The sequence below is a fragment of the Alkalimonas collagenimarina genome, assembly GCF_030717845.1.
GTDB classification, from domain to species: domain Bacteria; phylum Pseudomonadota; class Gammaproteobacteria; order Enterobacterales; family Alteromonadaceae; genus Alkalimonas; species Alkalimonas collagenimarina.
On record NZ_JAUZVZ010000021.1, the window covers coordinates 52625 to 68100 of the forward strand.

A 15476-nucleotide genomic window follows, 5' to 3' on the forward strand; every position below is an offset into this window, starting at 1 on the left:
CAGAATTTGTAATCAGCTTGATAGCCAAAGCTATGATGAAAAGCCTTTATTCTTCTTTACGAACCCATTAAGCTAGCTCAAGACTGTTCATACTTTCAGGTGTTGTTCTATGCTGAAGCTGTCACAATTTAATGAGTTAACTGAACGTCCTGCTTTAGCTCCTGATCATCGTTTATTTGTTGCCAAAACTGCTGAACAACAGCAGGTGTTTATTCATCAACACTCGTTATCCGCAGCGTCTACATCACAAGCTCTCGCCACTTTGCAGGCAGAGCATCCCTGGCTTGTTCAGGCCTTAGATAGCTTTGAAGAAGGAGGCTACCGGTATAGGGTGGTCCCGATGCGGCATTACACGCTTGGCTTTTTTGAAGTGATCGACTGCATTAGTCAGCAGAAAATTACGGCCCTAACCGCCATCCAAAGTTTATTGCGCCTGCTGCAACAAATCCACCAGGCCGGTTTCATCTTGGGCGAACTAAAGGCAGAATCACTCTATTGGTCTGCGACTGGTGACGAAGTCAATTTACTGAATAGTCGTTTTGCATCTACCATCAGTTCAGTCCATCCATTGCAGGTAAAGACTGAATTGGATCTCGCCATGCTTCGGACGCTAGCTCCGGAAGCCACTGGCAGAGTGCACTGCCCGTTGGATCAGCGCGCTGATCTCTATGCACTAGGTGTCTTAAGTTATGCCTTAATTGCCGGGCAATTCCCATTCGAACAGCAACAAGCGCTTGAGTTGGTTCATGCCCACATTGCGAAAAAACCAACAGATTTACTCGAATTAAAACCAGAGCTTGATCCCCGACTAGCTCACATCATTCATACTCTGCTGCATAAAGACCCGAATCAACGTTATCATTCGGTCCAGGGTGTGATGCAAGATATTGAATCTTGCACTGAGCCAAGCTCAGAACAGGATAAAACATTATTCATCCCCTCCGTCTATGTGGGGATCCGTCAGCTGCCTTTTCCTGACACCTTATATGAGCGGGCCGACGCATTACAAGTTCTGGAACACACCTTTGCTTTATCTCACCAATCCAGCGAAATGCAGGTGGTGGCGGTACAAGGCTACTCTGGTTCAGGAAAAACCAGCGTCATTGCACAGCTGCATCCATTAACACTGGACGGTCATACTTTTTTTATTCAAGGAAAACACGATCAGTACTTACAGAACTCAGTTTTCTCAGGGCTGAAAAGTGCGCTGGAGCAGTTAGCAGAATCTATTTTGCAAGAGCCCGAGTCAGAACTAAAAATATGGCAGCAACTGCTGCAACTGGCGGCTGGTGACGATGCTTTTTTACTGACGGAGCTGATCCCTGAGTGGGCGCCTATTCTCACACCAGCACCCAAACCACAGGCCTTGGCTAACCGTGCCAGCCAGAGCCGTTTTAATCAGCTTTTACTACGTATCTTCCGTGTTTTTCCCGAGCAAAATTGCACGCTGGTCTTGTTTCTGGATGATATGCAATGGGCAGATAGAGCCACACTGCGCTGGTTGGAGCTATTAGCCGAAGATCCAAGTGCTCAGCGCATCATGCTGCTACTGAGTTTTCGGAAAAATGAAGTTCTGGCCGACCACCCATTGCAATTTACTCTTGATGCTATAGCACAAAGCCATGCCAACCTTCAGCACATATCGATTAACCCTCTGTCTGAGCAGGCAACATTGCAGCTACTCACCGATACACTGCAACAGACCGAGAAATCGTTGCAGCCACTGGCTGATATGTTGATTCAAAAAACCAGTGGCAACCCCTTTTACTTGAAGCAGTTTTTGCTGAAACTACATCATGAAAAGCTACTATATTGTTGTGCGGATGGTATCTGGCGTTGGGATTTGACTGCAGTGTCTCAGCAAACCATGAGCGATCAGCATGCTGAGGTCGTAGCAGAGCGACTCAATCAGTTTGATGCCGAGGCACAGCAACTGCTTAGAATCATTGCCTTGCTGGGTGACTCAGCAACCATGCATACCCTAGCAGGGATTACCGGGTATTCAGTCATGGAACTGGAGCAGCACCTAACCGGCCCTATTAACACAGGTATTCTGACCGCATTCAAAGCTCCGGATGGGCAGCAATTGCAATCGCTTCATTTCAGCCATGACCGCCTGCAACAAGCAGCGTTTCAACTGGCCACCCCACAAACTGAGCAACAGCTGCACGCTACTATTGCCCGCTATTATCTGGCAGACTTTGCAACAGCACAGCAGCAGCAACAACATGTCTTTGAGTTTATCACGCATCTCAATGCCGCCCTCCCCCTCAGTGTAGGTGAGCTTGGCGCAGAAAAGGTGGCTGAATTTAACTTAATGGCTGCAGATAAAGCCTTAGCAACCAATGCATACGATACCGCTCATGCATTTTTTGTGCAGGCCCGGCAACTGCTGGAAAACTTGAGCGATCCTTCGAGTGACGATCAATCCCGGGCCGTCCTCGCTGGCCTTGCGCAAAGTAGCTATCTAACACAGAACTACCCGGATGCCTGGCACTGGTGCCTGCAGTTGGATCAGCTGACTCACTCCCGGTTGCAGCGTATGCAAAACTGCCAGCAAAAGATCCTGATTTTGTTTGCTCAGAATCAGCTTAGTGAAGCCTTTGATCTTGCCGCTGAGGTGCTGGCTGAAGTGGGGATTGACATTACCGTCACGGAGCAGATTGTCAGTCATTATGCGGAAGTGCTAACGATGTATGCACCTGACAACATCGCGGCTTTAATCGAACGCCCAGCCCTGCAAGATGATGAGTTATTGCAGGCCATGGATATGCTAGGGAGTCTCTTTACGGTCGCCTATATCGTCGGCCCCTTGCACTACATGACGGTCAGTTATCATTTACTGAAATTAAGCCTGCAGCATGGTCATTGTGCTTCGTCGGCACTGGGTTATCTCGGCCATGGTATGAATTTAGTGGCTGCATTTGGTCAATACAGTACAGCGCTCGAGTTTGCAGATCTCGCTTTGGATGTGAATACGCGGTACCAAGGTAAATTTCAAGCTCAGTTAGACTTTCAACGCGCAGCTGCAATTTTGCCCTGGAATGCCCCTCTCAGCGTCAGCATACAAGCACTCGAAGACAGTTTTCAACAAGCGTTAAAAGAAGGCAACCTGGAGTATGCGGCCCATTCGGCTTTATTTGGTAGCTTTTATCGGGTCATGAGTGGCCAACCCTTACAGCAGGTCGCACAGTACGGCGATCGTGCGATTCAGTTTCTAACTGAGAAGCAGTTTCCTTATAACCTTGAGTTTAGCCAGATTTGGCAGCAACTGACATTCAACCTAACGACGGTTCCACGTAATGTCTTGATGCTCGAAGGAGAAGCGTACTCAGAAAGTACTCAGCTTGCGGTGTTGCAACAAAACAACAACCACACCATTTTATTTTGCTACCATTGCATCAAATTAATACTTGCTTCTTTGATGGATGAAGATGAGCAAGCCCTCGAACATATCAAGGCTGCAGAGCCACTGGCAGGCGTAGCATTATCACTGCACCACCAGACTGAGTATTACTTTTTTGCCGCCCTAACCTATGCTCGTTTACTCAGAAAAGCACAGCACGCACCTAATAATGACCAAGCCAGTCATTGGCACAATGAGCTTAATGCGCTGGTGCTTAAATTTGAAAGCTGGTCCGAAGCCGGACCGGACAACCATCAATATAAGGTGTTTTTACTTCATGCTGAGCAAGCCGCTTTGGCCAATAAAACGGATGCATGGCAACTTTATCAGCAAGCCATTCACCAGTCTGAACAGCAGGGATTTCTGCACCACCTCGCCATTGCCCATGAACGGGTAGCCGATTATTGGCAACAGATGCATCAGCCCGATTTTGCCGCAGGACACCGCCTGAAGGCCTACCAAAGTTATCAACAATGGCAAGCCGCAGCCAAACTTCAGCAGTTACAATCAACCTACCCTGAACTACGTGTATACCAACACTCATCCGACACCGCCACATCAGGCCGCCAACTGGATCTTATTTCAATTTTTAAGGCTTCTGAAACGCTCAGTGGACAAGTTGATTTAACCGCTTTCCTCGATACCATGCTGCATATCATGGTGGAAAATGCCGGAGCACAGAATGGCTGTCTTTTGTTTGCATCAGGAGAAGAAGAGCTGGAGCTACAAGCCAGCACCAGCGATAAATTACTGCAGCCGCCAGCCAACCTGCTAAATTTGGTTCGCCGCACCGGTAAAGCCAAACTCTATAATGATACCAGTCAGGTTCCGCTGCTGAAATCCATTCATCCACAACTTGGGTTGCCAGCATCCTTGCTGTGTATTCCTATTATTGTCAATGGCGCCTTTCGCGGTATTTTGTATTTGCAGCACGACAGCATGACAGGTGCTTTTCCGGAAGAGCGGATCCAAGTACTGCAGTTACTGGCCAACCAGACAGCTATCTTATTTGAAAACACCCGCTTATCGCAGCAACTGTTAGAGGCAAATAAAAATCTGGAACAAAAAGTAGCTTCACGAACCAGAGAGCTGGCCCAAGCTAAAATCAAAGCAGAAGCAGCGACCGATGCAAAATCGGCATTTTTAGCTCGGATGAGCCATGAAATTCGAACCCCAATTAATGCGGTGATAGGCCTGAGTCGCTTGGCCAGTAAGCGAGTGGTCGATCATGAACAGTTGGATTTACTGGGTAAAATTCGGGGCTCAGGCGAAATGCTGCTCAGCCTTGTAAATGACATTCTCGATTTCTCTAAGGTAGAAGCAGGCAAATTAACACTGGAGCGTACCCGGCTTTCTATACATCATGTAGTGCAGCAAGCCATTAATATGACAGCCTTGAAAGCTCACAGCAAAGGGCTGGAGCTGGTCGCTGATATATCGGTTGATATTCCCAAGGAGCTGATTGGCGATCCTTTACGTATTCAACAGTTACTCATCAACTTGCTGAATAATGCAGTTAAATTTACCGATAAAGGGTCTATTTGTATTATGCTGCATGGAGATAAATCAGCCGACCGTAGTTATAAATTGCATGGCTCAGTCACCGATACCGGCATAGGTATGACCGAGCGACAACGGCAACGTCTGTTTAAATCATTCCATCAAGCCGATGACTCAATTACCCGAAAGTATGGTGGTTCAGGGCTAGGGCTGACTATTTGTAAACAGTTATGCGAACTGATGTCAGGTGATATCTGGCTGGAAAGTGAAGAAGGCTATGGTTCTACCTTTTATTTCACCATCGCCCTGCAATTGCCAGAACATGATCAACCAGCCGTTAAGCGCCCTATGCTGTCCCAACGCAAGCTAAGAGCTCTGGTGGTCGATGACATGGCGTTAACCCGCATGGTATTGCTGAAACAGCTCGATGAACTTGGTATTCAAGCCGAACAAACCAACAATGGTGAAGAAGCCGTGGCCAAGGTAAAGTTAGCCGAGAGCAACCAGCAAGGGTATGACTTTATATTAATGGATTGGCGTATGCCTGAGATGGATGGCATTGAAGCCACACGTCGTATTCAGCAAGAGCTCGGTAGTCGGGCACCGCATATACTGATGGTCTCAGCTTATGATAAGGCGGCAGCTAAAGCTGCAATGCAACAGGTTCAGATCGATCAATTTTTAGAGAAGCCTGTTAATTACTCGATGTTACTGGATGCACTTGGTCCGCTGCTGTTTGATACCACCACCAATACAGCAGCATTGCAAACCTACTCACTCGAAGAAGCGCTACCTGATTTGCTAGGCAAACGTTTGTTATTGGTTGAAGACCACGTGATCAATCGTCAGGTGGCCTTAGGTTTCTTGCAAGAGACCGGTGCAGATATTGATGTTGCGGTCCATGGTGCAGAAGCCGTCAGCAAACTTAAGCAGCGAGACTATGACTTAGTGTTGATGGATATTCAAATGCCTGAAATGGATGGTCTGACTGCCACGCAACTGATCCGTCAGCAACTGCAGCTCACAGAGTTACCCATTGTCGCTATGACAGCCCATGCGTTACCGGAAGATATTGAAAAAAGCCGGGCTGCGGGTATGAATGAGCATCTGACTAAGCCGATTGTGCCAGAACAATTGTACCGTGTTCTGCAGCAACAGTTGCAGGTCGCCGTGAAACAAGTCGTGACTTCAACCGTGCTCTCAGAGCTGTCATCATCAAGCAAAGATCCATTACAACTCGATGAGGCAAAAGCACGTGCAAACCTTGGCCCTCAAGCATCCCTGTACCCTAGCCTGCTGCATATCTTCTACAATGAGCATAAAGAGCTACCGAAAAAACTACGTCATCAGCTACAGCATCACGATTATGAATCAATCAGTCGTGAAATGCATTCGCTGAAAGCGGCCGCAGCCTATATCGGTGCTTTTGCTTTTGCAGCCCAGTGCGCTGAGGCCGAATCACAATTGTTAGCTGGTCAGCCAGATGCGGATGAAATTGACCATGTTATTGCAATGCTGAATGAGTTGATGAATCACCTGAAAGCACAAGTCGAGATCACGGAGGAGACCTCTGCCATAGAACCGATCTCACATAAACAACTTAATTTGGAGCTCCATCAGTTGCTGCCATTATTGCAACAATCTGATTTCGCAGCCGAAGCGCAACTCGAGCGATTAAAAAGGCTGACAAAACAAAGCAATTTCGCAGCAGAGATAGCAGACATAAGCCATAATGTAAGCCATATTGAATTTGAAACAGCCACGGAACAGCTGCAAGCATTGCTCAATAAGTTAGCAAAGCAGTCTGACGGCGATCAAAAGTGATGATGTTATGACACGTAGCCAGAGCACCAGACAGCAGGTACTGATCATTGATGATCAAAAAACAAACTTAAAAATTCTCGGCGATATTCTACGACAAGATGTTGATGTCACTCTGGCTCAATCTGCCGAGCAAGGACTTCGTAAAGCCATTGAGTTTCAGCCCGATCTCATTCTATTGGATGTGCTGATGCCAGACATAAATGGCTTTGAACTTATCAAGAGTCTAAAGCATCATGCACATACCAGCTCGATTCCCGTGATCTTTATTACGGCATTAAGTGATACCAATCATGAAGAGCAAGGCCTGCGCCTGGGCGCTTGCGATTACATCTATAAGCCTTTCCACGCCACCATTGTGCAAGCTCGGGTTCGGTTGCATTTGCAGCTATCAAGACAGCGTAAATTACTTGAACAACTGGCACATATCGACCCGCTAACGGGGATTGCCAATCGTCGCAAATACGATCAGGTACTAGAGCAACTATGGCGTAGCGCCACTCGTCAGCACAGCCATTTATCGCTGGTGATGCTCGATATTGATCATTTTAAAGAGTTTAACGACCATTATGGTCACGCTGCCGGAGACAAGGTGCTGCACCAAGTCGCCACTCATCTGAAACAAACGTTGCGCCGGCCAAACGATTTCATTGCCCGCTATGGTGGTGAAGAGTTTGTGATCTTACTACCAGATAGCGATGAAGAAGGCAGTCGCCAGTTGATTGAACACTGCTTAAGTAGTATTGAACAATTGCAGTTGGAACATGGCTACTCCCCTATCAGCGACTACATTACGCTCAGCGCTGGGGGGATCAGTTGCGCAGCGACACAGGATGAAGATCCAAACGATGTGCTCAAACGTGCAGATGATATGCTGTACAAAGCTAAGCAAAGCGGTAAAAATCAGTTGATGTGGTATACGGATTAACGTGAAAGCATACAAGAAAGGGCGCAATGATGCGCCCCTGCGTCAAAAAGGGCGCAATCATGCGCCCCTACTTATCTTGAACGGCTTCGGTACTCATCTGTACGAGTGTCGATTTCAATTTTATCGCCAATTTCGACAAAGGCAGGCACCATCAGTTCAAAACCGGTATCCAACTTGGCTGGTTTCATCACCTTACCAGTAGTATCGCCTTTAGCTGCAGGCTCAGTGTACACCACTTCGCGAACCACGATGGTTGGCAGATCAACCGAAATTGGCCGCTCACCATAAAACACCAAAGTCACTTGCATACCATCGCCCAGATATTTTAAAGCACTTTCCATGTTTTCAGCTTCCACTTCAAACTGGTTGTACTCTTCATCCATAAAGACATACATAGGGTCGGCATAATAAGAGTAAGTCACTTCTTTGTTTTCCAGAATGACTTGTTCAAACTTATCATCAGCACGATACACAGTTTCAGTACCGGCATTACTCAACAAGTTTTTCATCTTCATTTTAACAACGGCAGAGTTACGGCCGGACTTGTTAAATTCAGCTTTTAAAATAACCATTGGCTCGCTACCAACCATAATTACCTGACCGGCACGAAGCTCTTGAGCAGTTTTCATCATATTCTTGGTTTCTTCTTACTAGGAAAAATTTGCCGTTAGTATAAATTTTTTTTCAACAAAACGCACCAGATTCTTTGCCAGATCATCCTGCAAACTCAGCTGCTGCTGCCAACGGCTCGCATGCTGCTGCCAATAAGGTAACAAAGGGAGCAGCTGCTGCCAAGGCGTCACTAAATCCAATGGTTCATTCCATGCCTGCCAAAATGTTTCTAATGCATCGTGCAACTGAGTAGGCATCTGGTGCTTATATTGCTGCCAAAAGGCTTCCAGCTTATCTAAATGAGCGTCATCCGGTTGACGGTACAGTTGCCAATTAAATGGTCGCCCCGCCCAAATCGCTCGGATCAGTGAGTCTTCACCGCGGACAAAGTTAATATCACAACACCAAAGCAATTGGTCAAAAGCTGGCTGATCAACAAATGGGAGTAGTTGCAGCCGGAGCTGGCCCCACTCCATCCAACCAGTTGAACGCAACTGAGGATAGTGCTGCTGCAGCTCTGTAGCCAGTGCTCCGGCGGGAACCAAACATAACACTTTAGGCTCCATCCGGGCCAGTGCGTCTAACCAGTCAGCCAACTTGGAGTGACTGTACGCAAACAAGCACAGCTTCAACCCATACTGTTCTGGCTGCTCAACACCGAGGTTCTGTAAAAAAACCTGTTGCTGCTCGCTGCTTTGTTGAAACTGGCTGACCTGTTCGAGCAGCCCCTGCTCGCGCAAGAGCCCGCCCGTACGGCCAGTAAACCCAGGGAAAAAAAAGTATTTTTGCAGTGGTAACTGTGGATGTGGCGAGGGTAAAGCATGACAATCTTCTACCCATGCTTCAGCCGATAGATATTCCAGATTGAGCCATAATGGTTTGGTATGGCGCTTTGCCATCTGTGCTAAATACGTAGTTGGAAGCTCGCAACCGAATGCCTCAATGACGACATCAGCATCAGGGCCGCTTAAAAGCAAATCAGCGAAACAGCCAGCCTTACTCCAGGCGACCACTTCAACACCACTTGCTAAACATTGTTGCGTTAAGGACGGATCGATTTCTATACAAATCCGTTGAAAACTATCGAGATCGTCTACCCAGAGTCTAACGTGCACGGAATACTCGGCCTGGAGTTGTCGTGCTAAGCGCCAACAGACCCCAATATCGCCAAAATTATCGACGACGCTACAAAATATATCCCATTGCTTCCTAGCGGTCATGCGCCCAGCAACCAACGCATCAAACCACCAAAACCAATGCGGGCACCTAGCACCGCTATCGCCAGCATGATGAAGCTGGTGATCAGGGCCAATAACAGATAGCCCAAACGTACCAATCGTACCTTGCAGCGCAGGAAAAAGCCTTTGGTCTCATTCAGTTCAGGGGCCGGTGTAGCAAACCACTTAATCACCAATAACAACCCAAGCATCGCCAGCATCAACAACAGCCAAAACAGCACACTGGCTTGATGACTCTGTTCACTGGTCAGCAGTAGCCAAATAAAAAGCATGCCAAACAATATGGCAGCAGCAAGCAGCCACCAAAAGGCTGGCGCTAAGATTCGAGCCAGACGATGATAAAAGCTCAACATAATTCATCCCTATAGTCTGAAGATATGGGGTGATGCAATGGTGGAAACAGTGCCAGCAAACCAGAGTCTCCAGCCATATCGCCAATCAGCCAGATCTGTTCAAAGGGGTGTTGTTTCGGGATACGTAGTTTTGGGAAATGAGCCAACATCTCGTCCCGGGTCCATAATGGGTTGGCATTTCGTATCACCAGCCACACCTTGTTACTGTCGTATGTTTTCTGAGCTTTGCTGGCCAATAAACTATTTAAAGCTGCGACTAATCTTGCTTCTGCGGGCATTCGCATCAACGTTAACAACTCTTTATGCGTTTGTGTCGACAACTCCCGACCAAGAATATGCATGGCTTCTGCTTCGCTACCATACAAATGAGCAATTTCAAGATCGAGCTTTTTATCCTGATAGTAGCAAGTCACATCTGGTCGCGCTGGTTTATTGTGCCAGATATGTCGCATAGTAATGCCGTAGTCCTGCTCGTAAAGCCGCATGAAAAGCCGTGCGGCTTCATGCTCAAGCCTTACCTTTTCATCGCGACTGTGTGACATCATAGGTCATTTTTTTCATGAGTTTAACGCTAAGCTTTTGAAAAATAGTAAGCAATATTTATAGGTTGGTCTATGCTTATACGACAACAGTTCAACATAAAGGAAATGAACATGCAAAAAATTATCGGCATAGCAGCATTGGTCGCAGGCGCAATTTTACTTTATTTTGGTTATGCAGAGTATAACTCAACAGCATCACAAGTTACCGAAGTAATTACCGGTAGCCCAACAGATAACTCCGTGCTTTATTTGGTTGCCGGTGCGGTGGCAGTTATTGTCGGCTTGGGCTTGTTGTTAAAAAAATAGCATTCGAATCCATAAAAACGGCCACTTAAAGTGGCCGTTTTTATGGATAATGGATGATTACTGCCCTTCGTTCCAACTATCCCGCAAACCGACAGTACGGTTAAACACCAGCCGCTCAGCCGAAGTATCCCTATTGTCTGCACAATAATAGCCTTCTCGCTCAAACTGGTAAGCGCTCTCTGCTTTTGCCTCTTTTAATGAAGGTTCTGCAAATCCATGCTTAATCACCAAAGAGTCAGCATGAATGCACTGTAAAAAGTCATCTTCAGCTGCCGGGTTGGCTACACTAAACAAGCGGTCATACACACGAAACTCAGCAGGTATCGCTTGGCTTGCTTCCACCCAATGGATGACACCGCGCACTTTACGACCATCGGCCGGGTTTTCTCCGAGCGTTTCTGGTAAATAACTGCAAATGAGCTCGACTATTTCACCAGAGGCATCTTTAATCACTTCATCCGCTTGAATGACATAAGCATTTCTTAAACGAACATTGCCACCGGTCACCAGTCGCTTGTACTTCTTGTTCGCTTCTTCCCGAAAATCCGCCTTATCAATATACACCACGGGGCCAAACGGCAATTGACGTTGCCCCATGCTTTCATCTTTCGGGTGATTTGGCGCATCCAACCATTCCAGCTGATCAGCCGGATAGTTGCTAATGGTCACTTTCAGTGGCTCCAACACTGCCATAGCACGTGGTGCCCGGCTATCTAAATCTTCGCGAATACACGCTTCCAGCGCACTCATTTCAATCACATTATCTTGTTTCGTCACGCCGATACGCTTTGAAAACTCACGGATCGCTTCAGGCGTATAGCCGCGGCGGCGCAAACCAGCGATGGTGGGCATGCGCGGGTCATCCCACCCTGACACCACTTGTTTCTCTACCAGAGTTTGCAGCTTGCGCTTACTCATCACAGTATATTCCAGGTTTAACCGTGAAAACTCAATTTGCTGCGGATGGCAATCCACACTGATGTGATCGAGGATCCAGTCGTACAAGCGGCGGTTATCCTGAAATTCCAAGGTACACAGCGAATGCGTAACACCTTCTAACGCATCTGAAATACAGTGGGTAAAATCATACATCGGATAAATGCACCATTTGTCACCCGTTTGGTGATGATGAGCAAATTTCACCCGATAAATCACCGGATCCCGCATGCACATAAAAGGCGAGCTCATATCAATTTTAGCGCGTAATGAACACTCCCCTTCTTTAAAGCCACCGGCACGCATTTTTTCAAACAAGGCTAGATTTTCTGCTGGTGAAGTATCACGCGTAGGGCTATTTTTGCCTGGCTTGGTTAAAGAGCCGCGGTACTCACGCATCTGCTCAGCATTCAAATAACAGACATAAGCCAAGCCTTGTTCAATTAACTCAACGGCAAAGCCATACAGTTGCTCAAAGTAATCGGATGAATAATGAATGGGATCCTGCCATTGAAACCCCAACCAGCTGACATCACGTTGAATAGACTCAACAAAATCTATGTTCTCTTTTTCTGGATTGGTATCATCAAAACGCAGATTGCAGAGCCCTTGATAATCCTTGGCTATACCAAAATTCAAGCAAATTGACTTGGCATGACCAATATGCAAAAAGCCATTCGGTTCAGGTGGAAAGCGGGTCTGAACGGTCTTGTGTTTGCCACTGGCCAAATCCTGATCGATGATTTGGCGTATAAAATTGCTGGGGCGATGTTCAACGTCCGCCATAATTATGAAGTTCCTCTGAAAAAACAGCTGCAGTAGCAGCATTACGATGCAGCCATTATAACATCAGGTTGGCAACTGGCTATGACGGAATAAAAAATTACAGGCTAATCATGATTAAATCCAGCCAGCTGGCTTGAAAGCAGTCTTATAATCAGGCATCCCAAAGACCTTATCCAACCAAACCGCATGCGGTGGTAGCTTCTGCCGCGCCAGTTGCAATCGTTTTAAAATAGCTGGATGCACTTCTGTTTGTGGTCTTTCTGCCCCATACCTGTCAATGCATTCCTGCTGCAAAAAATTCATACCATACAAAATGCATTCATAACTCTCATGGTTCCATAATCCCCCGGTATCGACTGCAGGCCGGCCATCGGCATGAGCATAGCTATCAGCTCCTGATGAAGTTACAGGCATACCGGCAAACCATTGATCCTGAAAATCATGCGAGCTGGGTGGTTTAATACGCCAGAATTCAAGTTTTGCTTTTAACCGATCGGTGATACGCTCAGGCTTCTGAACTTCCCGCCAGAAAGGAGTATCGGTTCTTTGGGTCATGCAGTAATGCATATTGATGAAATCGAGGATCTCATAAAAACGATTCGACATGATACGATTATAACGGCTAGCCAAAATATCCATCTCTTGATCTGCATAAGGAAAGTACTCTGCCAGCAGCACAGCTCCCAAATCACTCAAATACAAGCCAGTTGACTCAAGCGGTTCAATAAAGCCACCAGATAGTCCGATAGCAATACAGTTGCCATGCCAGTTACCGCAGCGCCTACCCACTTTAAAATGAACCACGCGAGACTTCAGATCCGCAGTATCACCTCCCTGATAAGCTCGCATTTCTGCTTCAGCTGCATCGATATCGATAAAATGACTGGAGTGCACATAACCAACTGAGCGCTGACTCCGCATAGGAATATCCCATATCCAGCCTGATGATAACGCAGTAGCAGTAGTATACGGGCGGATCATCCCTGGATAAAAACGATCATATGGAATGTGCATGGTGATAGCTCGATCGCAAAGCAACCACTGTGAGCAGTCTTCAAAACCAACAGCCATTTTTTCTTCAATGAGCTTGGCCTTGAATCCAGTACAGTCGACAAAAATATCACCTTCTATGCATTGATCGCGATCGGTGTGGACAGCTCGTATCCTTTTTTCAGACTGCATATCCACCGAAGTGACATTGGCTAAGGTATGTATGACGCCTCTCTCTACAGAGAAGTCACGCAAATAATCAGCAAACTTTTGAGCGTTCATATGGTAAGCATAATTAAACCGGGCTCCCATATCCCAAGGACCAAGCATCAGCGGTGATAACCCCCACTCACATATAAGAGGTTGAGCCGAACAGGTCTCCATAAATGGAATACTACGATCACTTTTAAGCCAATCCATACCCGCACGGTCAATTGGCTGTAATCGCATACTGCTGAATGGGTGATGATAAAAAGTATTGTCGTTTTGCACCCAATTACAGTATTTGATCGACTGCTTAAAGGTCGCATCCGTTGCTTTCATAAAATCCATCTCATCAACCCCCACTACGGCCAGCAGATGGCGCATAGAAGGTATAGTCGCTTCGCCAACAGAAATACGGGGAATATCAGGGGATTCAACCAACTCAATGTCTACATTGGATTCAGTACCGCGTTTATTTAATGCGCCGTTTAGATAAGCTGCGGTCATCCAGCCGGCTGAGCCGCCTCCAACAATGACTACTTTACGCTTTTTCATTTGGGTTACTCCGGTAAATTCGTTCTTATTGTTATACCGTCGCTACTGCAGGTGACGTTGCTTTGTACAGATCAAGTTAACAGGCTAATAGTAGCCAAGTAAATGGCGCAATCCGGGCATACAGTAATCAACCAGTTTCTTTTGCATTACCGGCAACTCATCCGGTAATTCGAACTTATGACCACTCAAATTCTCTCGCGCGGTACCACTTTGCTTGCGATCAGAGCCAATCCTAATCCGCTCTTGCCAGTCGTCAGGTAAGGTATCCATACCTAAACAGCTCAGTAAATCGGTAAAGAAGAGCTTGGCTTCATGCGTATCGATGGCTTTCAGGTGCTTAATGACCTCTTCATAATGAACGAGCTTCACATCAGTTCCAAGCCAGGCAGCTCCGTTATGATTAAAAATTTCCTGCATACTTGGAGCTTTTTGGTAGATACCAAAGATCATCATATTCAGGACTTCTTCAACTGACACCTTGCCACCTTTTAAATGATCTAATGAGCCTTGAAAAGTATCAGACAAAAAGAAACGAGCTCTGGCCAGCACCCAATCATAAGGATCACGCACAATCAATAAATGACGAACTGGTCGTAATGCAATGGCTGAGTTATCAGAAAACAGCATATGTCCCCAGCTAAGAAATGGCTGCTGCGGATTAAAGGCCTGCATGTGTTGTTGAATAATAGGGATCTGAATAAATGCTTTATGGTACTGCTGCTCAACAGGCACAAACATTCTGAAAATATTTCGCAACAAATGAGTACCACACTTAGGTACGGAGTTTAGATAGACTGGAATACTGAGCTCTTGTTGACTGAATTGTTTATTCAATTCATTCAGATTATCCGGTTTACCAAGGATCCTAGGAGTTGAGACAATGGACATAATTTGCTCGCAGACGTAAGTCGCCCTTCTCTCACAAAAAGATAAAAGACAGGGCGTTCATTTGAAATCACTTTAACGTAGTTTACCTGATAAAAAAAGCCGACCGAAGTCGGCTTTCATCGTGGCGAAACTTAGAAGTCGTATGAAACTGTCAGGAAAGCTCTGCGTCCCGTCCAGTCGTATTGGCTGTAGAATGCTGAACTACCTTCACGCCGGACAACACCACCAAAATCACTCACTCGTGGCGGTTTCTGATCAAACGCATTCGCAATCCCAAGTGTCACATCAAAGCCAGCGATATCCCTACTAGCAGAAAATGAATGATACCAAAGGCCATTATCACGGAATATCAGTTTCACATCCTGACCTCTAATGACGGCATCATCATTAAACTCTTCTGGATTCCTGAAG

At 46.5% G+C, this 15476-nt stretch carries 11 protein-coding genes; 3 read left to right on the forward strand and 8 right to left on the reverse strand.

Annotated features, from left to right (window positions below):
• The first annotated feature begins 109 nt into the window (after positions 1-109).
• Both Q3O60_RS13665 and Q3O60_RS13670 read left to right on the forward strand, forming a co-directional pair.
• A complete protein-coding gene (locus tag Q3O60_RS13665) occupies positions 110-6730 on the forward strand; it encodes an ATP-binding hybrid sensor histidine kinase/response regulator (RefSeq protein ID WP_305894497.1) in 6621 nt (2206 codons plus the stop codon).
• A gap of 7 nt (positions 6731-6737) precedes the next feature.
• Complete coding sequence (locus tag Q3O60_RS13670; RefSeq protein ID WP_305894498.1) at positions 6738-7655, forward strand: GGDEF domain-containing response regulator; 918 nt, start codon at positions 6738-6740, stop codon at positions 7653-7655.
• A 71-nt stretch (positions 7656-7726) separates the two neighbouring features.
• On the opposite strand, the gene efp is transcribed toward Q3O60_RS13670, so the two are convergent.
• From efp to Q3O60_RS13690, 4 genes are read right to left on the reverse strand one after another with little or no spacing between them, the layout of a single operon-like run.
• Entirely contained in the window at positions 7727-8284 is a 558-nt protein-coding gene (gene efp / locus Q3O60_RS13675; RefSeq protein WP_305894508.1) for an elongation factor P, read from the reverse strand.
• Between the two features lie 21 nt (positions 8285-8305).
• A complete protein-coding gene (gene earP, locus Q3O60_RS13680; protein WP_305894499.1) occupies positions 8306-9487 on the reverse strand; it encodes an elongation factor P maturation arginine rhamnosyltransferase EarP in 1182 nt (393 codons plus the stop codon).
• Positions 9484-9858 carry a hypothetical protein gene (locus tag Q3O60_RS13685; RefSeq protein WP_305894500.1) on the reverse strand — a complete coding sequence of 125 codons (375 nt, stop codon included), beginning with the start codon at positions 9856-9858 and terminating at the stop codon, positions 9484-9486. The genes earP and Q3O60_RS13685 overlap by 4 nt, the downstream gene beginning before the upstream one ends.
• Complete coding sequence (locus Q3O60_RS13690; RefSeq protein ID WP_305894509.1) at positions 9852-10400, reverse strand: hypothetical protein; 549 nt, start codon at positions 10398-10400, stop codon at positions 9852-9854. Before Q3O60_RS13690 ends, Q3O60_RS13685 begins: the two co-directional genes overlap by 7 nt.
• A 111-nt stretch (positions 10401-10511) precedes the next feature.
• Here Q3O60_RS13690 and Q3O60_RS13695 point away from each other — a divergent pair, with 111 nt between their 5' ends.
• The gene (locus Q3O60_RS13695) at positions 10512-10706 is read left to right on the forward strand and encodes a DUF3185 family protein (protein WP_305894501.1); all 195 of its coding nucleotides are present in this window, start codon (positions 10512-10514) and stop codon (positions 10704-10706) included.
• Positions 10707-10763: 57 nt separating this feature from the next.
• Here the strand turns inward: Q3O60_RS13695 and glnS are convergent, their stop codons facing one another.
• From glnS to Q3O60_RS13715, 4 genes are all read right to left on the reverse strand, one after another.
• Positions 10764-12428 carry a glutamine--tRNA ligase gene (glnS, locus tag Q3O60_RS13700; protein WP_305894502.1) on the reverse strand — a complete coding sequence of 555 codons (1665 nt, stop codon included), beginning with the start codon at positions 12426-12428 and terminating at the stop codon, positions 10764-10766.
• A gap of 114 nt (positions 12429-12542) precedes the next feature.
• A complete protein-coding gene (locus Q3O60_RS13705; protein ID WP_305894503.1) occupies positions 12543-14177 on the reverse strand; it encodes a tryptophan halogenase family protein in 1635 nt (544 codons plus the stop codon).
• A gap of 84 nt (positions 14178-14261) precedes the next feature.
• A complete protein-coding gene (locus tag Q3O60_RS13710; RefSeq protein ID WP_305894504.1) occupies positions 14262-15065 on the reverse strand; it encodes a hypothetical protein in 804 nt (267 codons plus the stop codon).
• 131 nt (positions 15066-15196) lie between these two features.
• A partial coding sequence (locus Q3O60_RS13715) for a hypothetical protein (RefSeq protein ID WP_305894505.1) occupies positions 15197-15476 on the reverse strand: 280 nt, incomplete at its 5' end.